Raw genomic sequence first — 19,137 nt, 5'->3', positions numbered from 1 at the left:
TCGGTCGTTCCCCCGGGATCCCCCGTGTCTCGCTCCCGCCGACCGGGTCGGCGGAAGGAGCGGTCGAGGGCCGGACCGTTCCGCCGCCCCGTGTCGGCGGTGCCGGACCCTGGCCCCTTCCCGTGCCTCCACTCTCTCGTTCCCGCAGGTCGCGCCCCATCCGCGCGCGTACTCATCTCGCCCGCTAGGTACAGGTACTCAGTCCTGCGCACCTGCGCCCATGACGTGCCGTCCCCGCATGGCTACGATCGCGGACGTGTCCGTACTCCCTCTGGTGTTCACCAGCGGCTGGGCCAGTGGCATCAACGCCTACGCGCTGGTGCTCCTGCTCGGCGTCTTCGGCGCGACCGGGGTGAGCGACGAGATCCCCGCGGCCCTCCAGCGGCCCGAGGTGCTCGCCGTGGCGGGCGCGCTGTTCCTGTGCGAGGCGGTCGCCGACAAGATCCCGTACGTGGACACCGCCTGGGACTCGGTGCACACGCTGGTCCGGCCGGTCGTCGGCGCCTGGGTCGGCGCGCTGCTCGCCGGGCACAGCGGTTCGCTCTCCGACGTGGTCGGGGGGCTGGTCGGCGGTTCGACGGCGCTGGCCGGCCACACCGTCAAGGCCGGGACGCGGATGGCGGTGAACACCTCGCCCGAGCCGTTCAGCAACCTGATCGTGAGCATGGCCGAGGATCTCGGGGTCGCCGGGATCGTCACGTTCGCGATGTTCCACCCGCTGCCCGCGGCGATCGTCGCGGGTGCGCTGCTGCTGGCGGGACTGGTCGTGCTGTTCCTCCTGGTCTCGCGGATCCGGCGGTTCCTGCGCCGCCGGGCCCAGCGGCGCGAGGAACGCCGGCTCGGTCGCGAGGAGCTCGGGCCGGTCGCGCGCCCGGGACGGCCGCCGGACTGACCGGCCGCCGGACCGACCGGCCGCGGACCGGACTGTCGGTGGCGGTCGATAAAGTCGCAGGCATGGCACGGATTGCGGTGATCGGCGCCGGGATGGGCGCGATGGCGGCCGCTGCCCGGCTGGCCGTCGCGGGCCACCGGGTGGCGGTGTACGAGCGGACGCGGACGTACGGCGGTGCGGTGCGCCGCTTCGAGCGGGACGGGTTCGGCTTCGACACCGGTCCCGGCCTGCTGCCGGTGCCCGCGGTCTACCGGGACCTGTTCGTCAAGACCGGCAGAGCGCCGCTGGAGGAGTGCGTCGAGCTGGTCCAGGTCGACCCGTCCGCGCGGCACGTCTTCGCGGACGGCTCGGAGGTCTCGCTGCCCAACGCCTCCCGCGCCGGCGTCGTCTCCGCCCTGGACCTGGCCCTCGGGGCGGGTGCCGGGCAGCGCTGGGGCGACTTCCTGGTGCGGGCCCGCGAGGCCTGGGACCGCACCCGCCGGCCGCTGCTGGAGGAGCCCCTGTGGGCCGACTGGGCGGTGCTGGCCGAGCGTGAGCCCTACCCGGCGGTCCCGCACAAGCGGCTGCTGCGCACCCGGCAGGCCGGCACGCTCGCCGAGATCGGCGCGTGGGAACTGCGCGACCCCCGGCTCATCGCGCTCCTGGAGAGCCACGCCCTCGGCTACGGCCTGGACCCGCGGGACACCCCGGCGAGCGCGGCCGTGCTGCCGTACATGGAGCACGCCTTCGGCACCTGGTACGTCCGCGGTGGCATGCGCGAGCTGGCGCGCGCGGTGTACGAGCGGTGTCTGGAACGCCGGGTCGAGTTCGTGTTCGAGGCCGAGGTCCGCCGGATCCTGGACAAGGACGGGCGGGCCGCGGGGGTGGAGCTGGCCGACGGGTCGGTGGCGGAGGCGGACCACGTGGTGGCGGGGGTGGCGCCCGAGCGGTTGAGCGCCATGACCGGGCACGAGCTGTACGGGCCCGAGGACCTGCGGCCCGCGGCCGGGTCCGGTCCCGGTCGGTTCACGGTGTTCCTGGCGCTGCGCGGGCGCCCCGGGGCCGATGCCGTACACCGGACGGTGGTGCACGCCCCCGACCGCACGGCCGAGCTGGACCGCCTGCACCGCGCCACGGACGAGCCGGCGCGGCCCACCGTGACGGTGCTGCGGCCGGACGACCCCGCCCTGCGCCCCGACGGGGAGCACGAGTCCGTGGTGCTGTCGGCCATGTCGCCGCCCGGTGCGCAGGGTGCCGAGGAGTGGTTCGCGGACCTGCTCGTCGAGGCCGCCGAGCAGGCCGTGCCCGGGCTGCGCGAGCGACTGCTGTGGCGCGAGGTGCGCGCCCCGGGCGCCGGGGACGAGGGGACGGGGTCAGGGTTCGGCGCGCTCGGCGCCCCCGCGCTGGCCGCCGGTGCCGGCCGCTTCCTGCGGGCGTCCAACGTCACCGCGCTGCCGGGGCTGTACCGGGTGGGCGGCCGGTCGCATCCCGGCGGGGGGCTCCCGCACGCCGGGATGTCGGGCGCGCTGGTCGCCGGACTGATCGTGGAGGGGCCGGACTTCCGGGGCTCGCAGTGAGGGCCGTGGCCCCGGGGGCCGGCCGGCCCCCGGGCCGTCAGAAACGGTACTGCTCGTCGTAACCGTTGCCGTTGCCCTGCTGCTGGCCGTTGCCCTGCTGCTGGCCGTCGCCCTGGTACGGGTACTGCTGCTGCTCCTGCGGGAGTTCGCCGCCGTACTGGCCGTCGGTGCTGCGCTGCTGCGGCACCCACACCCCGCCGGCCGGGGTCTCGCCGCCGTAGCCGCCGGCGTACTGGTCCTGGCCGTAGTGCTGCTGGCCGTACTGGACGCCGTAGCCGGAGGTGTCGTACGAGGTGCCGCCGTCGTAGGTCTGGGTGCCGATGTACGGGTCGGAGTAGGCCGCGTACTGCTGCTGGCCGGTGGTGTCGTAGCCGTACTGCTGGTAGCCGGAGTAGCCGTCGTAGGAGTACGACTGGTCGGCGCCCTGGGCGGCCGTGGCGTACTGGTCCTGGGGCTGGCCGCCCGCGGCGTAGGAGTTGTTGTTGTAGACGCCGTAGGAGCCGGTGTCGTCGGGCATCGGCTGCGGCTCGTACACCGCTGTGGTCTCGGCGGCCGCGGGCCCGCCGGAGCGGTCCCCGGTGAACACGTCGTCGCGCTCGTAGCCGTCGTCCTGGAGGTAGGCCGCCTTCTCCGGCTCGTACGCCTCCCGGTCGTCGGCGCGGTCACCGTCGTCGTAGCCGTCCTCGGGGCCCTCCGGGCCGGCGACGTCCAGGTCCGGGTCCTGCTCCCCCCGGCCGCGGCGGCGCGCGAAGCCCGCGACGGCGCCGATGCCGTCGTCGTCCTCGTCCTCGTCCGGACGCTTGACCGCCCAGCCGGCCGCGAAGCCGCGCCGGAACGACAGGGTGACGTAGGTCTGGCCGACCGCGAAGGCGGCGGCGCCCAGTCCGATCACGATCACGGACGGGATGAGCACACCCAGCACGACGCCGAGGAAGCCGCCGAAGGCGAGCAGCCGCCAGCGCAGCCGCGCCTTGTACTGCAACAGCACCTCGCCGAGCAGCCACAGTGCGACGATGCCGAACGCGATGTAGAGGACCGTCCAGCCCATGTACGCCCCTCTCCCAGTGGCCGCTACGCAGTGTGTCGTATCTGGGTACGGCCGGTCTAGGCCTGCGGTGGGTGGTGCAGACCCAGATTCTCGTAGATTTCCAGCGTAGCCGTGGAGTTGTTGAGCGTGATGAAGTGCAGTCCGGGCACTCCCTCGGCCTGAAGCCGCGCGCAGAACTCCGTGGCGTATTCGATGCCAATGGAGCGTACAGCGGCCGGATCCTCTTTCGCTGTGAGGATCCGCTCTTTCAGGGTTTCCGGGATCGCGGCGTTGCTCAATTGTGGCAGTCGTTCCAGCATCTTGACGCTGGTGACCGGCATGACCTCGGGGATCACCGGGGTCGCGCAGCCGGCCGCCTCCACCCGGTCGCGCAGCCGCAGGTACGACTCCGGTTCGAAGAACATCTGCGTGATGGCGTAGTCGGCGCCGGCCCGGCACTTGTCGACGAAGTGCGCGACGTCGGACTCCCAGTCGGCGGAGCGCGGGTGCATCTCCGGGAAGGCGGCCACGCCCACGCAGAAGTCGCCGGACTCCTTGATGAGCTGGACGAGTTCGGCGGCGTAGGTCAGTCCCTGCGGATGCGGCACCCAGTCGGCCATGGGGTCGCCGGGCGGGTCGCCGCGCACCGCGAGCATGTTGCGGATCCCGGCGTCGGCGTACTGGCCGATGATGTTGCGCAGCTCCGCGACGGAGTGGTCGACCGCGGTGAGGTGGGCGACCGGGGTGAGGGTGGTGTCCGAGGCGATCTGCTCGGTCGCCCGCACGGTGCCGGAGCGGGTGGAACCGCCCGCGCCGTACGTCACGGAGACGAAGTCCGGGGCGACCGCCTCGACCCGGCGCAGCGCGTTCCACAGGTTGCGCTCGCCCTTCTCCGTCTTCGGGGCCCAGAACTCGAAGGAGTGGACCGTCTTGCCGGTGGCGAGCATGTCGCGCACGGTACGCGCGCGGTCGGTCCGGGTGGACGCGGTTCCAAGGGCCATACCCGCAGGTTAGCCAGGGGGCGGCGGACACCCAACCGAATGCGGGAAATTTGCCCGAATTGTCGACTTGTTGTCCACCCCTTGGACAGGGCGCCGTCCGGCGGCGCCCGGGACGTCACGCCTTGCGCAGCCGCTCGGCGAACTCCGCCGCCGCCGCGCCCGGGTCGTCCGCCCCGGTGATCGCCCGTACCACGACGACCCGGCGGGCGCCCGCGTCGAGCACCTCGTCGAGGTTGCCGAGGTCGATGCCGCCGATCGCGAACCAGGGACGGCCGGTGCCGAGGGCGGCGGTGTGGCGCACCAGGCCGAGGCCGGGCGCGTGGCGTCCGGGCTTGGTGGGCGTCGGCCAGCAGGGGCCGGTGCAGAAGTAGTCAACGCCGTCCTGGCCGGCGGCGGCCTCCGCCTCGGCCGCGGAGTGCGTGGAGCGGCCCACGAGGACGTCGTCGCCGAGGATCGCGCGGGCGGCGGGGACCGGGAGGTCGCCCTGGCCGAGGTGGAGCACCCGGGCCCCGGCGGCGTGGGCGACGTCCGCGCGGTCGTTGACCGCGAGCAGCTTGCCGTGCCGGGCGCAGGCGTCGGCGAGGACCGCCAGATGGTCCAGCTCCTCGGCCGCCTCCATGCCCTTGTCGCGCAGCTGCACGATGTCGACCCCGCCGGCCAGGACCGCGTCCAGGAACTCCGGGAGGTCGCCCTGCTCCTTCCGGGCGTCCGTGCAGAGGTAGAGGCGGGCGTCGGCGAGCGCGGCGCGTGCGGTGGCGGCGGTGTCGGGCATGCGTGGGTCCCCCCGGAGCCCCTGGCGGGGCGGTGTGCGATGGCGTACGGCCGCGGTGCACCACTGCCGTGGGCCGCGGCCGTACGTCGGACGGTTGTTCGGATCAGCAGGTCAGACGGCGAGCGCCTGGGCGCGGCGCTTCACCTCCGTGCCGCGATTCTCGCTCAGGGCCTGAGCGGGGGTGCCGGGCAGGCTCGGGTCGGGAGTGAACAGCCACTCCAGCATCTCCTCGTCGGAGAAGCCGTCGTCCCGCAGCAGTGTCAGGGTCCCGGTCAGGCCCTTGACGACCTTGTCCTCGTCGATGAAGGCGGCGGGGACGTGCAGCGCCCGGTTCTCGCCCCGGCGTACGGCGATGAGCTGGCCCTCCTTGACCAGCTGCCGCACCCGGGTCACCTCGACGTCGAGCATCTCGGCGATGTCGGGAAGGGTGAGCCAGGCGGGGACGAGAGCATCAATCTTTGCGTCAATCTCGGTCACGCCTTCAAGACTGCCATCCCGGACCGGCCGTGCACAGCCGGGCTGCCCCCGGCGGGCTACGCCGTCGCCGCCTTCAGCGGTCGCGCGGGGTCCTCCAGCAGCACGGGGTCCATCGTCGCCCCGGCCTCGATCAGCCGCCGGCCCTGGGCCAGGTCCCGGGGGCGCCCCACGGCGAGCAGCGCGACGAGGCGGTTCCCGCGCAGCCAGCACACGGTCCACGCGGGACCGGCGGGGTCGCCGCGCCACACGGTCGTGTCGGCGCCGGCGTGGTGGCCCGCGTACTGCACGAAGCGCCCGAACTGCTCGGACCAGAAGTAGGGCACCGGGTCGTAGCGCACGGGGGGTTCGCCGGTGGCGTCGCCGACGATGTTCGCCGCGACCGTGCGCGGCCCCTGGAGGGCGTTGTCCCAGTGGTGGACCAGCAGGCGCTCGCCGTACCTGCCCGAGGGGAAGGAGGCGCAGTCGCCGACCGCGTAGACGTCGGGGACGGAGGTGCGCAGGCAGGCGTCGGCCAGGACCTCGCGGTGCGGGCCGAGGGCGATGCCGGAGCCGGCCAGCAGATCCGTGGTGGGGCGGGCCCCGATCCCGACCACGACCGCGCCCGCGGGCAGCCGGGTACCGTCGTCGAGCACCACCTCGCCGGGCTCGATGTGCGCCACGCGCGCGTGGGTGCGCAGCTCGGCGCCGCTGTCGGCGTACCAGGCGGTCATCGGGGCGGCCACCTCGGCGGGCAGCGCGCCGGACAGCGGACGGTCCGCCGCCTCGACGACCGTCACCGCGCAGCCCGCCTCCCGGGCGGCCGTCGCGAACTCCGCGCCGATCCAGCCCGCGCCGACGACCACGATGTCGTGCTGCCGGGCCAGTACCGGCCGCAGCCGCGCGGTGTCGTCGAGGGTGCGCAGCAGGTGCACGCCGGGCACGCCCTCCGTGCCGGGCAGCCGGAGCGGTTCGGCGCCGGTGGCGAGGACGAGGACGTCGTAGGGCACCGCGGCCCGGCCCGTACCGGAGCCGGCGGTGTCCACCTCCCGGTCGTCCGGGCGGACGCCCAACACCTCGCAGCCCAGGCGCAGTTCGATGCCGAGCGCCTCGAACTCGACGTCGAAGGCGGAGCCCTCGGCCTTGCCGAGCAGCACGGCCTTGGACAGCGGAGGCCGGTCGTAGGGCTGGTGGGGCTCGGCGCCGAGCACGGTCACCGCGCCGGTGAAGCCCAGCTCCCGCAGGGCGACCGCGGTCTGCACCCCGGCCATGCCCGCGCCGACGACGACCACGCGCCGCTGTCCCGAGGTCACTCGTTGCTGCGTCTGCTCGCTCACTCGATCACCATAGACAACCGGTCGTCCGCCGCTCGGAGGGCGGCTCCGTCACCGGCGCTCCGGCTGCTCGACCACGCTGGTCCCGCTGCCCGGCCGCGACTCCCACTCCCAGGTCTCCTCCAGCCGCACCCGGCCGTCGGGGAGTTCGACGACCGTCGACACACAGTGCCCGCTCGACGTGGTGCCGTCCTGCACCAGCTGGACGTACCGGAAGTCGAGCCGGTCACCCGTACGAGTACCCACCAGCCGCCCGCGCACGACGTCCCCGCCCGCGTACTCGGCCCAGATCGCGCCGTCCTCCTCGTGGTACGTGAACCGGGTGCGGGTGCCGACCTGGCCCGCGGCCTGGTCGGCCACCGGGGCGAGGACGAGACCGTCGAGCGAACGGGCCATGGGCGAAGGCTCCCTTACTGAGACTTACGGCGTCGGGCTAGGGTGGTCAACGTAAAGCACTCGCGGGAGCCCGGACGCACCGGGCTGAGAGGGAGGCTGGCGGCCTCCGACCGTACGAACCTGATCCGGGTCATGCCGGCGAAGGGAGGGGCTGGACGCCCATGTCGCCTACGCGTACGTCAGACGTCCTCGTCGTGGGGGGCGGGATCATCGGACTCGTGACGGCGTGGCGGGCCGCGCAGCGCGGGTTCGCCACGGCCGTGGTGGATCCCGAGCCCGGCGGCGGTGCCGCGCAGGTGGCGGCCGGGATGCTGGCCGCCGTCACGGAACTGCACTACGGCGAGCAGACCCTGCTCGGCCTGAACCTCGCCTCCGCCCGCCGCTGGCCGGACTTCGCGGCGGAGCTCACCGACCGCACCGGCCACGACCTCGGTTACCGCCGCTGCGGCACGCTCGCCGTGGCGCTGGACGCCGACGACCGGGCCGAGCTGCGCGAACTGCACGTCTTCCAGCGGCAGTCGGGACTGGAGTCCGAGTGGCTGTCCGGACGGGAGTGCCGGCGGCTGGAGCCGATGCTCGCGCCGAGTGTGCGCGGCGGGCTGCGGGTCGACGGCGACCACCAGGTCGATCCACGACGCCTGGCGGCCGCCCTGGTGGCCGCCTGCGAGCGGTCGGGGGTGGTGTTCCACCGGGAGTGGGCCGAACGGCTGGAGGTCACCCGGGAGCGGGCGGCGGGGATCGTCACCCGCGAGGGCACGGCACTGGCCGCGGGGCAGGTGGTGCTCGCGGCCGGCAGCCTCAGCGGGCGGCTCGCGGGGCTCCCGCCGGACGTACGACCGCCGGTGCGGCCCGTGAAGGGGCAGGTGCTCCGGCTGGCCGTGCCGCCCCGTTACGCGCCCTTCCTGAGCCGGACCGTACGGGCCGTGGTGCGCGGGGGCCATGTCTACCTGGTGCCGCGGGAGAACGGCGAGCTGGTCGTCGGCGCGACGAGCGAGGAGCTGGGCTGGGACACCACGGTGACCGCGGGCGGCGTGTACGAGCTGCTGCGCGACGCGCACGAGCTGGTGCCGGGCCTGACCGAGCTGCCGCTCACCGAGACCCGGGCCGGGCTGCGCCCCGCCTCCCCGGACAACGCACCGCTGCTCGGCCCGGCCGGACTGGACGGTCTGCTGCTGGCCACCGGGCACCACCGCAACGGTGTGCTGCTCACCCCGGTCACCGGTGACGTGCTCGCGCACACGCTGGCCACCGGATCGCTGCCGGACGAGGCACGTCCCTTCACCCCCCGGCGGTTCGCCGCCGCCGCACTCACGGAGCAGCCCGTATGAGCACCCCGGCCACTCCCGCCCCCGCCGTCACCGTCTCCGTCAACGGGGAGCCCCGGCTGATCGCGGCCGGCACGGCCCTCGACGTCCTGGTGCGCACGCTCACCGAGGCGCCGTCCGGCGTGGCCGCCGCGGTCAACGAGACCGTCGTCCCGCGTGGGCAGTGGCCGGTCACGGCCCTGTCCGAGGGCGACCGGGTCGAGGTCCTCACCGCCGTCCAGGGAGGCTGACCCATGGCCGACGATCCCTTCGTCCTCGGCGGTACGTCGTACTCGTCCCGGCTGATCATGGGTACGGGCGGTGCGCCCAGCCTCGACGTGCTGGAACGCGCGCTGGTCGCCTCCGGCACCGAGCTGACCACGGTCGCGATGCGGCGGGTGGACGCCTCGGTGCACGGATCCGTGCTGTCGGTGCTGGAGCGGCTCGGGATCCGGGTGCTGCCGAACACGGCCGGTTGCTTCACCGCGGGCGAGGCCGTGCTGACCGCGCGGCTGGCCCGGGAGGCGCTCGGCACCGACCTGGTCAAGCTGGAGGTCGTCGCCGACGAGCGGACCCTGCTGCCGGACCCGGTCGAGCTGCTGGACGCGGCGGAGACGCTGGTGGACGACGGGTTCACGGTGCTGCCGTACACGAACGACGATCCGGTGCTGGCGCGCAAACTCCAGGACGTGGGGTGCGCCGCGGTCATGCCGCTCGGGTCGCCGATCGGGTCGGGGCTCGGGATCCGCAACCCGCACAACTTCCAGCTGATCGTCGAGCAGGCGCAGGTGCCGGTGATCCTCGACGCGGGCGCCGGTACGGCGTCGGACGTGGCGCTGGCGATGGAGCTGGGGTGCGCCGGGGTGATGCTCGCCTCGGCGGTGACCCGGGCGCAGGAGCCGGTGCGGATGGCCGCCGCCATGCGGTACGGGGTGGAGGCGGGGCGGCTGGCCCGGCTGGCCGGCCGGATCCCCCGACGGCACTTCGCCCAGGCGTCGTCACCGACATCCGGACTGGCCGCACTCGACCCCGAGCGTCCTGCCTTCTGACGCCACAACGAGCGGGACGCCCGCAACCCGCCCGGGACACCGCGCGGGGCGGGGGTTGGCCCCCGCCCGCTGTTCTGCGCCGGTCCCCCGGGCCCGGCGGGCCGGTCCACGGGAGGGGTCGGCGGGCCGGTCCACGGGAGGGGTCGGCGGCTGCGGTCACCGGATGGTGATCGTGACCGTCGATCCCTTGGGCGCCTTGTCGCCGGCCTTCACCGACTGCTTCTTGACCGTGTCGCCGAACAGACCGAGCAGGCCCCGGTCCTCCTCGACCTGGAATCCGGCGGCCTCCAGCCGGCTCCTGGCGTCGTCGACACCGGCGCCGACCACGTCCGGGACCGCGACCATCTCCGGGCCCTTGGACAGCGTCAGCGTCACCGTGTCGCCCTCGGCCGCCTGGCCGTCGGCGGCCGGGCTCTGCGCCGCGACCTGCCCGGCGTCGTACTCCGAGTTGACCCGGGTGGTGGCGATCTCCGCCTTCAGGCCCGCCTCCGTCAGTGCGGCCCTGGCGTCCGCCAGGTCCTGACCGGTCACGTCCGGCACGTCCACCGGGCTGCCCTTGCTGACCGTGAGGGCGACCGCCGCACCGGAGTGCCGGGTCGCACCCGGCTGCGGGTCGGTGGCGATCACGAAGCCCCGGGGCACGTCGTCGCTGAACGCGCGGGTGACCAGGCCCGGCTCCAGCCCGCTGTCCTTCAGCACCGCCCGCGCCTTGTCCAGCCGGTATCCCGCGAGGTCCGGCACCTTCACCGTCTCCGGGCCCTTGGACAGCGTGATCGTGACGGCGTCGTGGTCGCGGATGCGCGCCCCCGGCGCGGGATCCGTGCCGATGACCGTGCCGCGCTCGACGGTGTCGCTGTAGGCCTCCTTGACCGTGCCGACCTTCAGCCCGGCCGCCTCCAGCCGGTTCCTGGCCTGCGCCTCGGTCTTCGCCAGCAGCGGCGGGACCTTGGTGAACTGGCCGGAGTTGATGTACCAGACGCCGGTGCCGACACCGAACACCACCAGCACGGCCGCGACGACCAGGGCGAGCCGCCGGGCCCCGGAGGCCTCCCGGCGCGGCGGGAGCGGCGGCGGGCTCTGGAGCCTGCTGGTGCGCTGGAAGCCCGCCCCGGGCTCGTCGTCCTCGTTGACGGGCAGCGGCCGCGGCACGGTCAGTGACCGCGGGATGACGCTCGTACGGTCCTCGGCGTTGTCGTGCGACGGCGCCACCGCCTGCGGCGGCAGCGCGTCGAGCTGGTCGTCGCTCAGCGCCTCCCGGGTCCGGCGCAGCTCGGCCAGCATGTCCACGGCGTCGTGGGGCCGGACGTCCGGGGTGCGCGCGGTGGCCGTCGCGACCAGCTCGTCCAGCGGGTACGGCAGCCCCGGCACGACGGCCGAGGGCGGCGGCACGTCCTCGTGGAGGTGCTTGTAGAGCACCACGGCGGGGGAGTCCCCCTCGTGCGGCCGGTCGCCGGTCAGCATCTCGTACAGGACGACACCGCACGCGTACACGTCGACACGTGGATCGGCGGTGCCGTTCTCTATCTGCTCGGGCGCGAGGTACGAGACGGTGCCCAGCACCGTCCCCGTGGTGTTGGTGACCGTGTCCACGGACCGCACCAGCCCGAAGTCGGCGACCTTGACCCGCCCGTCGTCCCCTATGAGGACGTTCTCGGGCTTCATGTCCCGGTGCACGAACCCGGCCCGGTGGGCGGCGCCCAGCGCGGCCAGCACCGGCTCCAGGATGTCCAGGGCGGCCCGCGGTTGCAGCGCCCCGCGCTCGCGCAGCACGTCACGCAGGGTGCAGCCGGCCACGTACTCCATGGCGAGGTACACGTACGACCCGTCGGTGCCCTGGTCGAAGACCTGGACGACGTTGGGGTGCGCGAGCCGTGCGACGGACTTCGCCTCCCGGATGAACCGTTCGACGAAGGAGCCGTCCACCGCGAGCGTCGGGTGCATCACCTTGAGCGCGAGGACGCGGTCCAGGCGGGTGTCCACGGCCCGGTAGACCGTGGCCATCCCGCCGACGGCGATCCGCGCGTCGACGCGGTACCGGCCGTCGAGCACCTGGCCGACGAGGGGGTCCTGAAGGGTCGTATCCACGAGCCGAGTCTACGAGCCGTCGCGCGCGGACCTCCTGCGGAAGCCCGGTATCGGGTGGTACTGAAGCTGACCTGTGACGCTTCGCGGAAGGGGTGCGGCCGGTGCCGGGGCACAGCCGGCGCCATGACACCCTGAACAGGTGAGACACGAGCAGTCCGGCCCCTCCCGCAACCCCGTCGGCGGTCACGTCCCCGTGGCCGGCGGCCTGAACTCGGTGGGGCTGGCGTACGCCCGCGACCTGGGGGCGGAGGCCGTGCAGGTCTTCGTCGCCAACCCGCGCGGCTGGGCCACCCCGTCCGGCAGCCCGCGGCAGGACGAGGAGTTCCGCGCGGCCTGCGCGGCCGGGTCGATCCCCGCGTACGTGCACGCCCCGTACCTGATCAACTTCGGCTCGCACACCGAGGCGACCGTGGAGCGGTCCGTGGAGTCCCTGCGGCACTCGCTGCGGCGCGGGCGGGAGATCGGCGCGCTCGGCGTGGTCGTGCACACCGGGAGCGCGACCGGCGGGCGGGAGCGGTCCGTGGCCCTGCGGCAGGTACGGGAACACCTCCTGCCGCTGCTGGAGGAGCTCACCCACGACGACGACCCGTACCTGCTGCTGGAGTCGACCGCGGGCCAGGGCTCCTCGCTCTGCTCCCGGACCTGGGACTTCGGGCCGTACTTCGAGGCGCTGGACGCCCATCCGAAGCTGGGCGTGTGCCTGGACACCTGCCACATCTTCGCGGCCGGTCACGACCTGACCGGCCCGGACGGGATGCACCGCACCCTGGACCTGCTGGTGGACACCGTCGGCGAGGGCCGGCTGAGGCTGATCCACGCCAACGACTCCAAGGACGTGGCCGGTGCCCACAAGGACCGGCACGAGAACATCGGCGCCGGTCACATAGGCGAGGAGCCGTTCCGGGCGCTGATGAACCACCCCGCGACGGCGGGGGTGCCGCTGATCATCGAGACGCCGGGCGGCAAGGAAGGGCACGCGGCCGACGTGGAGCGGCTGAAGAAACTCCGCGACTGCTGACCCGGGGCTCGGAACTCGGGGCTCGGAGCTCTCAGAGCTCGGGGCCGTCCCCGGGCTTCTCCTGGTACGAGTAGCGCTGCTCCTGCCAGGGGTCGCCGATGTTGTGGTAGCCGCGCTCCTCCCAGAAGCCGCGGCGGTCGGCGGTCATGTACTCCACACCGCGGACCCACTTGGGGCCCTTCCAGGCGTACAGGTGCGGGACGACCAGGCGGAGCGGGAAGCCGTGTTCCGCCGTGAGCAGCTCGCCGTCCTTGTGGGTGGCGAAGATGGTGCGCTCGGCGGCGAAGTCCGCCAGCCGCAGGTTGGAGCTGAAGCCGTACTCCGCCCACACCATCACATGGGTGACAGCCGGCGCGGGCGGGGCGAGGTCCAGGATGGCGCGCGCGGGGACTCCGCCCCACTCGGCGCCGAGCATGCTGAACTTCGTCACGCAGTGCAGATCGGCCACGACGGTGGTGTACGGCAGGGCCGTCAGCTCCTCGTGGTTCCAGCAGCTCTTGTCACCGTCGGCGGTGGCCCCGAAGACCCTGAACTCCCAGCGCTCGGGTCGGAACTTGGGTACCGGTCCGTAGTGCGTGACGGGCCAGCCGCGCTGGATCCGCTGTCCCGGCGGAAGCTCGGAACGTGCCGCTTCGCCTGATTCGCACTCCACCGGATGACCCATGCCTCCATCCTGACAGACCCCGGACAGTGCCCATGACCAAGGGAATAAAGCCTCCCAAAACGTACTAAGCATGCACTTACTTACTAAGTACGCACTTACTGGACGATCTTCTACGGCGGTGCAATCATGCGGCCGCAACCACAGCAGTTCCCCCACGTGGAAGGAGCCTGACGCGATGCAGGGCGACCCCGAGGTCATCGAGTTCCTGAACGAGCAGCTCACCGGCGAGCTCACCGCGATCAACCAGTACTTCCTGCACGCGAAGATGCAGGACAACTTCGGCTGGACGAAGCTCGCGAAGTACACGCGGCACGAGTCGTTCGACGAGATGAAGCACGCCGAGGTGCTCACCGACCGGATCCTGTTCCTCGACGGGCTGCCGAACTACCAGCGCCTGTTCCACGTGCGGGTGGGCCAGACCGTCAAGGAGATGTTCGAGGCCGACCGGCAGATCGAGGTGGAGGCGATCGATCGGCTCAAGCGCGGCATCAAGGTGATGCGCGAGAAGGGCGACATCACGTCGGCCAACATCTTCGAGTCGATCCTGGAGGACGAGGAGCACCACATCGACTACCTCGACACCCAGCTGGAGCTGGTGGAGAAGCTCGGTGAGGCGCTCTACCTCGCGCAGCTCATCGAGCAGCCGGAGAGCTAGGGCCGCGGCACCGGGGCCCGTCCGGCTCCAGGCGGCCTCGTCCAGGCCTGCTCTAGGCGGCCTCGTCCAGGGCGGACAGGACCGGCTTGCCCTGCTCGGCCATCTCGCGGCGCGGGCACGCCCCACGGCCGAGGATCGCCTGGATCCGCCGTACGCACGAACCGCAGTCGGTGCCCGCCTTGCAGGCCGAGGCGATCTGGCGCGGGGTGCACGCGCCGTCCGCCGCGTGCTTCTTGACCTGCGCCTCGGTCACCCCGAAGCAGCTGCACACGTACACGCGGATTCACCTCCCGACGGGATCGCTCAGTCTTGCCGTCCCGATGATCGGTGAGGCTTACCTAACCTTACCCGGCGCACAGAACCCGCAAAAGTGCGAGAGGGCGCGGATCGCATGTGATCCGCGCCCCACTGCACATAATCGTTCCGGTTACTGGTCCCGGTACATCTCCGCGACCAGGAACGCCAGGTCCAGAGACTGGCTGCGGTTCAGGCGCGGGTCGCAGGCCGTCTCGTAGCGCTGGTGCAGGTCGTCGACGAAGATCTCGTCGCCGCCGCCCACGCACTCGGTGACGTCGTCGCCGGTGAGCTCCACGTGGATGCCGCCCGGGTGCGTGCCCAGGCCCTTGTGGACCTCGAAGAAGCCCTTGACCTCGTCGAGCACGTCGTCGAAGCGGCGGGTCTTGTGGCCGGAGGCCGCCTCGAAGGTGTTGCCGTGCATCGGGTCGGTCACCCAGGCCACGGTGGCACCGGAGGCGGTGACCTTCTCGACCAGCTCGGGCAGCTTGTCGCGGACCTTGTCCGCGCCCATCCGCACGACGAAGGTGAGACGGCCCGGCTCACGGTCGGGGTCCAGGCGATCGATGTACTGCAGCGCCTCCTCGGCCGTGGTCGTCGGGCCGAGCTTGATGCCGATCGGGTTGCGGATCTTCGAGGCGAACTCGACGTGCGCGTGGTCCAGCTGCCGGGTGCGCTCGCCGATCCACACCATGTGCGCCGAGACGTCGTACAGCTGTCCGGTGCGCGAGTCGACCCGGGTCAGGGCGGACTCGTAGTCGAGCAGCAGCGCCTCGTGCGAGGAGTAGAACTCGACGGTCTTGAACTCCTCCGGGTCGGTGCCGCAGGCCCGCATGAAGTTCAGCGCGTTGTCGATCTCGCGCGCCAGCTGCTCGTAGCGCTGGCCGGACGGGGACGACTTCACGAAGTCCTGGTTCCAGGCGTGCACCTGGCGCAGGTCGGCGTAGCCACCGGTGGAGAAGGCGCGCACCAAGTTGAGCGTGGAGGCGGAGGCGTTGTACATGCGCTTCAGCCGCGCGGGGTCCGGGATCCGGGCCTCTTCGGTGAAGTCGAAGCCGTTGACGGAGTCGCCCCGGTAGGTGGGCAGGGTCACACCGTCACGGGTCTCGGTGCCCTTGGAGCGCGGCTTGGAGTACTGGCCGGCGATCCGGCCCACCTTGACCACGGGCACGGACGCGGCGTACGTGAGGACGGCGCCCATCTGGAGGAGGGTCTTGAGCTTGGCCCTGATGTGCTCGGCGGACACCGCGTCGAAGGACTCGGCGCAGTCACCGCCCTGGAGCAGAAACGCGTCCCCTCGGGCGACGGCGGCCATCCGGGCGCGCAACTGGTCACACTCGCCGGCGAACACCAGGGGCGGATACGACTCGAGCTCGGCGATCACATCGCGCAGAGCCTCGGCATCCGGGTACTCGGGCTGCTGCGCCGCGGGCAGGTCTCGCCAAGTCGCCTGAGCGGCGACACTTCGGGAATCAGCGTTCACGGTCACGCTCTCAACACTACGGGGTCGCAGCGGGTCCTTTTCGCCCGGCTCGACAGGTGAGACGACCTCTCACTCATGTGAGACACCCCGGCCCCCGGCATGGGGTAGGGTGCGTCGCATGTACGCGCTTTCGACCCAGAACTGGTGGTGGACCGCTCATCCGGCGGCCCACTGACTGCGCGTACGCACGACTTCGCGAAGGCCGCCCGAGGGGCGGCCTTCGGTGTTTTCCGAGGCACGGGCCGTTCCTCCCCACGAGAAGGACACGGACCCATGCAGTTGCTCGACCTGCTCGACGACCCCCGCCCGTTCGCCCTGCTGCGCCGCCGCGCCCCCGGCCACGACGACTCGGTCGTGGAGGTGCTCCTCGGCCCGGTCCGCGCCTACGACCGGCTCGCCGACCTGCCCGGCGAGGGTCTCGCGCTCGTCCCGTTCCGCCAGATCCGCGAACGCGGGTTCGACGTGCGCGACGACGGGACACCGCTGGTGTTCCTCACCCCCGAGGAGACGTGCACCGTCCCGCTCGCCGACGCCCTGGACCAGCTGCCGGGACACGAGGTGCGGGTGGAGGGCGGCGGCTTCGACGTCGGCGACGAGGAGTACGCCGGGATCGTCGGCCGGGTGCTGCGCGACGAGATCGGGCGGGGCGAGGGCGCGAACTTCGTGATCCGACGCACCTACACGGGCGAGATCCCCGGCTTCGGGCGCGCCGACGCGCTGGCGCTGTTCCGCCGGCTGCTGGCGGGCGAGCGGGGCGCGTACTGGACCTTCGTCGTGCACACCGGGGAGCGCACCCTGGTGGGCGCCAGTCCCGAGGTGCACGTGCGGATGTCCGGCGGCACGGTCGTCATGAACCCGATCAGCGGGACGTACCGCTATCCCGACGCGGGGCCGACGCCGGAGCACCTGCTCGGCTTCCTGGCCGACGGCAAGGAGATCGAGGAGCTGTCGATGGTCGTCGACGAGGAGCTCAAGATGATGTGCACCGTCGGCGACATGGGCGGGGTCGTCGTCGGCCCGCGGCTGAAGGAGATGGCCCACCTCGCGCACACCGAGTACGAACTGCGCGGCCGGTCCTCGCTGGATGTGCGGGAGGTGCTGAAGCAGACCATGTTCGCGGCCACCGTCACCGGCTCGCCCGTGCAGAACGCCTGCCGGGTCATCGAGCGGTACGAGCCCGTCGGGCCGGACGGTGCCGGGCGCGGCTACTACGCGGGCGCGCTGGCGCTGCTCGGCCGGGACGCGGGCGGGGCCCAGACCCTCGACTCCCCCATCCTCATTCGCACCGCCGACATCGACGCGGCCGGCCGGCTGCGGGTTCCGGTGGGCGCCACGCTGGTGCGCGGGTCGGATCCGGCGGGCGAGGTCGCGGAGACGCACGCCAAGGCGGCGGGGGTGCTGGCGGCGCTCGGGGTGCGCCCGCCGCGGCCCGGTGCGCGGCGGGCGCTGCCCCGGCTGGCGGACGACCCGCGGGTGCGGGCCGCGCTGGACGGGCGGCGGGCGTCCCTGGCGCCGTTCTGGCTGCGGATGCAGGAGCGGACCGCGCAGCTCGCCGGGCACGCCCTGGTGGTCGACGCGGAGGACACCTTCACCGCGATGCTCGCGCACGTGCTGCGCTCCGGCGGGCTGGACGTGACCGTGCGGCGCCATGACGAGCCGGGGCTGCGGGAGGCGGTCCTCGCGCACGAGGGGCCGGTCGTCCTCGGTCCCGGCCCCGGCGATCCCTCGGACCTCGCCGATCCCAGGATGCGGCTGCTGCGCGAGCTGACCGCCCGGGTGCTCGGGGAGCACCGGCACGGCGTCCTCGGGGTCTGTCTCGGGCACGAGCTGATCGCGGCCGAGCTGGGGCTGCCGATCGTCCGCAAGGAGGTGCCGTACCAGGGGGCGCAGACGGAGATCGACCTGTTCGGGCGGACCGAGACCGTCGGCTTCTACAACAGCTTCGTGGCGCGCTGCGACGAGAGCGCGCTCGCGGAGCTGGCCGGGCGCGGCATCGAGGTCGGCCTCGGTGCGGGCGGGGAGGTGCACGCGCTGCGCGGACCGGGCGGCGCGCACGGCAACGCGTTCGCCGGGGTCCAGTTCCATCCGGAGTCGGTGCTGACGCTGAACGGCGCCGCCGTCGTGCGGGAGCTGGTCGGTCAGCTGCGTGGCACCAGTACGTTCGCGGAGCGCAGGCCGGCCGTGTAGTCGAGGACGTTCTGCACGGTGGCCTCGACGATCTGGCCCACGGCGTCCACGGTGTAGTACGCCTGGTGGGAGGTGACCAGGACGTTCGGGAAGGTGACCAGGCGGGCCAGGGTGTCGTCCCCGACGGCCTCCAGGGACTTGTCGAGGAAGAACAGTCCAGCCTCCGCCTCGTAGACGTCGAGGCCGACGCCGGTGAAGCGGCCCTCGCGCAGTTCGGCGACGAGGGCCGCGGTGTCGACCAGACCGCCGCGGCTGGAGTTGACCAGGATCACGTCGTCCTTCATCAGCTTCAGGGCGGCGGCGTCGATGAGGTCCTGGGTCCCCGGCAGCAGCGGTACGTGCAGGCTGACCAGGTCGGACTCGGCGAGGAGCCGGTCCTTGGACACATAGGTCATGCCGAGCTCCAGGCAGGCCGGGTTCTCGGCGACGTCCCAGCCGAGCAGCCGCATGCCGAAGCCGTGGGCGATCCTGGCGAACGCCTCGCCGATCTTGCCGGTGCCGACGATCCCCGCGGTACGGCCGTGCATGTCACGGCCCATGAGACCGTCGAGACGGAAGTCGAAGTCCCGGGTCCGGATGGCCGCGCGGACCACCCGGCGGTTGACCGCCATGGCGAGGGTCCAGGCGAACTCGGCCACCGAATAGGGCGAGTACGACGACACCCGGGCGACCCGCAGACCGAGCCGTTCGGCGACCTGGAGGTCGATGTTGTTGAAACCGGTGGAGCGCTGGGCGACCATCCGGGTCCCGCCGGCCGCGAGGATCTCCAGCACCCCGGGGCCGAGGTCGCAGTTGACGCTGGTGCAGACGATCTCGTGGCCCACCGCGATGGGGGCGGTGTCCTCGTTGAGGAAGACGTCCAGGCAGCGGATGTCGTGGTGAGCGGCGAACGCCTTCTCCAGCAGGGGCTTCTCGTCCGCCTGGACACCGAAGCCGAGAATCTCCACGACCGCTCCCGTCCCGTCCC

At 72.7% G+C, this 19,137-nt stretch carries 20 protein-coding genes and 1 riboswitch; of the genes, 9 read left to right on the top strand and 11 right to left on the bottom strand.

What is annotated here, in order from left to right; translation table 11 throughout:
* Positions 1-256 precede the first annotated feature (256 nt).
* Positions 257-892, top strand: a complete 636-nt coding sequence (locus tag ACZ7OY_RS04985) for a DUF4126 domain-containing protein (protein ID WP_471910064.1) — start codon at positions 257-259, stop codon at positions 890-892.
* A gap of 62 nt (positions 893-954) precedes the next feature.
* Entirely contained in the window at positions 955-2,448 is a 1,494-nt protein-coding gene (locus ACZ7OY_RS04980; RefSeq protein WP_471910063.1) for a phytoene desaturase family protein, read from the top strand.
* 37 nt (positions 2,449-2,485) lie between these two features.
* Here ACZ7OY_RS04980 and ACZ7OY_RS04975 read toward each other — a convergent pair whose 3' ends face one another.
* The 6 genes from ACZ7OY_RS04975 to ACZ7OY_RS04950 all read right to left on the bottom strand — a co-directional run bounded on the left by ACZ7OY_RS04975 (position 2,486) and on the right by ACZ7OY_RS04950 (position 7,431).
* Positions 2,486-3,496 (bottom strand): SCO2102 family sporulation regulator, encoded by a 1,011-nt coding sequence (locus ACZ7OY_RS04975; protein ID WP_471910062.1) that lies wholly within the window; start codon positions 3,494-3,496, stop codon positions 2,486-2,488.
* A gap of 56 nt (positions 3,497-3,552) precedes the next feature.
* The gene (gene metF, locus ACZ7OY_RS04970; protein WP_471910061.1) at positions 3,553-4,476 is read right to left on the bottom strand and encodes a methylenetetrahydrofolate reductase [NAD(P)H]; all 924 of its coding nucleotides are present in this window, start codon (positions 4,474-4,476) and stop codon (positions 3,553-3,555) included.
* A 115-nt stretch (positions 4,477-4,591) separates the two neighbouring features.
* Positions 4,592-5,248, bottom strand: coding sequence for a thiamine phosphate synthase (thiE, locus tag ACZ7OY_RS04965; protein ID WP_471910060.1), 657 nt, complete (start codon positions 5,246-5,248; stop codon positions 4,592-4,594).
* Positions 5,249-5,359: 111 nt separating this feature from the next.
* Complete coding sequence (locus ACZ7OY_RS04960; protein WP_005478255.1) at positions 5,360-5,725, bottom strand: Rv2175c family DNA-binding protein; 366 nt, start codon at positions 5,723-5,725, stop codon at positions 5,360-5,362.
* Positions 5,726-5,781: 56 nt separating this feature from the next.
* Positions 5,782-7,038 (bottom strand): NAD(P)/FAD-dependent oxidoreductase, encoded by a 1,257-nt coding sequence (locus ACZ7OY_RS04955; protein ID WP_471910059.1) that lies wholly within the window; start codon positions 7,036-7,038, stop codon positions 5,782-5,784.
* 48 nt (positions 7,039-7,086) lie between these two features.
* Complete coding sequence (locus ACZ7OY_RS04950; protein WP_471910058.1) at positions 7,087-7,431, bottom strand: avidin-fold protein; 345 nt, start codon at positions 7,429-7,431, stop codon at positions 7,087-7,089.
* A gap of 52 nt (positions 7,432-7,483) precedes the next feature.
* A riboswitch (TPP riboswitch) is annotated at positions 7,484-7,595 on the top strand.
* Here ACZ7OY_RS04950 and thiO point away from each other — a divergent pair.
* The 3 genes from thiO to ACZ7OY_RS04935 all read left to right on the top strand — a co-directional run bounded on the left by thiO (position 7,593) and on the right by ACZ7OY_RS04935 (position 9,784).
* On the top strand, positions 7,593-8,759 hold the full coding sequence (gene thiO, locus ACZ7OY_RS04945) for a glycine oxidase ThiO (protein WP_471910057.1): 1,167 nt from the start codon (positions 7,593-7,595) through the stop codon (positions 8,757-8,759). It overlaps the preceding riboswitch by 3 nt.
* A complete protein-coding gene (gene thiS, locus ACZ7OY_RS04940; RefSeq protein ID WP_471910056.1) occupies positions 8,756-8,986 on the top strand; it encodes a sulfur carrier protein ThiS in 231 nt (76 codons plus the stop codon). The genes thiO and thiS overlap by 4 nt, the downstream gene beginning before the upstream one ends.
* Positions 8,987-8,989: 3 nt before the next feature.
* Positions 8,990-9,784: a thiazole synthase gene (locus ACZ7OY_RS04935; protein WP_471910055.1), complete on the top strand. Its 795-nt coding sequence runs from the start codon at positions 8,990-8,992 to the stop codon at positions 9,782-9,784.
* Positions 9,785-9,940: 156 nt separating this feature from the next.
* Here the strand turns inward: ACZ7OY_RS04935 and pknB are convergent, their stop codons facing one another.
* The gene (gene pknB / locus ACZ7OY_RS04930) at positions 9,941-11,869 is read right to left on the bottom strand and encodes a Stk1 family PASTA domain-containing Ser/Thr kinase (protein WP_471910054.1); all 1,929 of its coding nucleotides are present in this window, start codon (positions 11,867-11,869) and stop codon (positions 9,941-9,943) included.
* A 139-nt stretch (positions 11,870-12,008) separates the two neighbouring features.
* Between pknB and ACZ7OY_RS04925 the strand changes: the two genes are divergently transcribed.
* Positions 12,009-12,887: a deoxyribonuclease IV gene (locus ACZ7OY_RS04925; protein ID WP_471910053.1), complete on the top strand. Its 879-nt coding sequence runs from the start codon at positions 12,009-12,011 to the stop codon at positions 12,885-12,887.
* A gap of 31 nt (positions 12,888-12,918) precedes the next feature.
* Here ACZ7OY_RS04925 and ACZ7OY_RS04920 read toward each other — a convergent pair whose 3' ends face one another.
* On the bottom strand, positions 12,919-13,551 hold the full coding sequence (locus ACZ7OY_RS04920) for a sulfite oxidase-like oxidoreductase (RefSeq protein WP_471910052.1): 633 nt from the start codon (positions 13,549-13,551) through the stop codon (positions 12,919-12,921).
* Between the two features lie 175 nt (positions 13,552-13,726).
* Between ACZ7OY_RS04920 and bfr the strand changes: the two genes are divergently transcribed.
* Positions 13,727-14,206 carry a bacterioferritin gene (gene bfr, locus ACZ7OY_RS04915; protein WP_471910051.1) on the top strand — a complete coding sequence of 160 codons (480 nt, stop codon included), beginning with the start codon at positions 13,727-13,729 and terminating at the stop codon, positions 14,204-14,206.
* Positions 14,207-14,258: 52 nt separating this feature from the next.
* Here bfr and ACZ7OY_RS04910 read toward each other — a convergent pair whose 3' ends face one another.
* Positions 14,259-14,483, bottom strand: coding sequence for a (2Fe-2S)-binding protein (locus ACZ7OY_RS04910; protein ID WP_471910050.1), 225 nt, complete (start codon positions 14,481-14,483; stop codon positions 14,259-14,261).
* 150 nt (positions 14,484-14,633) lie between these two features.
* Positions 14,634-15,989 carry a class II 3-deoxy-7-phosphoheptulonate synthase gene (locus ACZ7OY_RS04905; RefSeq protein WP_471910049.1) on the bottom strand — a complete coding sequence of 452 codons (1,356 nt, stop codon included), beginning with the start codon at positions 15,987-15,989 and terminating at the stop codon, positions 14,634-14,636.
* 112 nt (positions 15,990-16,101) lie between these two features.
* Here ACZ7OY_RS04905 and ACZ7OY_RS04900 point away from each other — a divergent pair, with 112 nt between their 5' ends.
* Together ACZ7OY_RS04900 and ACZ7OY_RS04895 are read left to right on the top strand one after the other, a co-directional pair.
* Positions 16,102-16,158, top strand: coding sequence for a trp operon leader peptide (locus ACZ7OY_RS04900; protein WP_152890175.1), 57 nt, complete (start codon positions 16,102-16,104; stop codon positions 16,156-16,158).
* A gap of 98 nt (positions 16,159-16,256) precedes the next feature.
* A complete protein-coding gene (locus tag ACZ7OY_RS04895) occupies positions 16,257-18,170 on the top strand; it encodes an anthranilate synthase family protein (protein ID WP_471910048.1) in 1,914 nt (637 codons plus the stop codon).
* Here the strand turns inward: ACZ7OY_RS04895 and ACZ7OY_RS04890 are convergent.
* Entirely contained in the window at positions 18,122-19,117 is a 996-nt protein-coding gene (locus tag ACZ7OY_RS04890; RefSeq protein ID WP_471910375.1) for a 2-hydroxyacid dehydrogenase, read from the bottom strand. The genes ACZ7OY_RS04895 and ACZ7OY_RS04890 overlap by 49 nt on opposite strands.
* Between the last annotated feature and the right edge of the window lie 20 nt (positions 19,118-19,137).

The organism is Streptomyces sp. NPDC107559, from assembly GCF_055657365.1.
Note: the sequence above shows the minus strand (reverse complement) of the source record. Positions and strands in the feature narration are given on the sequence as shown.

Excerpts from the sequence above, each read along its gene's own strand:
- ACZ7OY_RS04980 (WP_471910063.1), top strand. The coding sequence starts at position 955 with ATGGCACGGATTGCGGTGATCGGCGCCGGGATGGGCGCGATGGCGGCC.
- ACZ7OY_RS04975 (WP_471910062.1), bottom strand. The coding sequence starts at position 3,496 with ATGGGCTGGACGGTCCTCTACATCGCGTTCGGCATCGTCGCACTGTGG.
- metF (WP_471910061.1), bottom strand. The coding sequence starts at position 4,476 with ATGGCCCTTGGAACCGCGTCCACCCGGACCGACCGCGCGCGTACCGTG.
- thiE (WP_471910060.1), bottom strand. The coding sequence starts at position 5,248 with ATGCCCGACACCGCCGCCACCGCACGCGCCGCGCTCGCCGACGCCCGC.
- ACZ7OY_RS04950 (WP_471910058.1), bottom strand. The coding sequence starts at position 7,431 with ATGGCCCGTTCGCTCGACGGTCTCGTCCTCGCCCCGGTGGCCGACCAG.
- thiO (WP_471910057.1), top strand. The coding sequence starts at position 7,593 with ATGTCGCCTACGCGTACGTCAGACGTCCTCGTCGTGGGGGGCGGGATC.
- thiS (WP_471910056.1), top strand. The coding sequence starts at position 8,756 with ATGAGCACCCCGGCCACTCCCGCCCCCGCCGTCACCGTCTCCGTCAAC.
- ACZ7OY_RS04935 (WP_471910055.1), top strand. The coding sequence starts at position 8,990 with ATGGCCGACGATCCCTTCGTCCTCGGCGGTACGTCGTACTCGTCCCGG.
- ACZ7OY_RS04920 (WP_471910052.1), bottom strand. The coding sequence starts at position 13,551 with ATGGGTCATCCGGTGGAGTGCGAATCAGGCGAAGCGGCACGTTCCGAG.
- bfr (WP_471910051.1), top strand. The coding sequence starts at position 13,727 with ATGCAGGGCGACCCCGAGGTCATCGAGTTCCTGAACGAGCAGCTCACC.
- ACZ7OY_RS04895 (WP_471910048.1), top strand. The coding sequence starts at position 16,257 with ATGCAGTTGCTCGACCTGCTCGACGACCCCCGCCCGTTCGCCCTGCTG.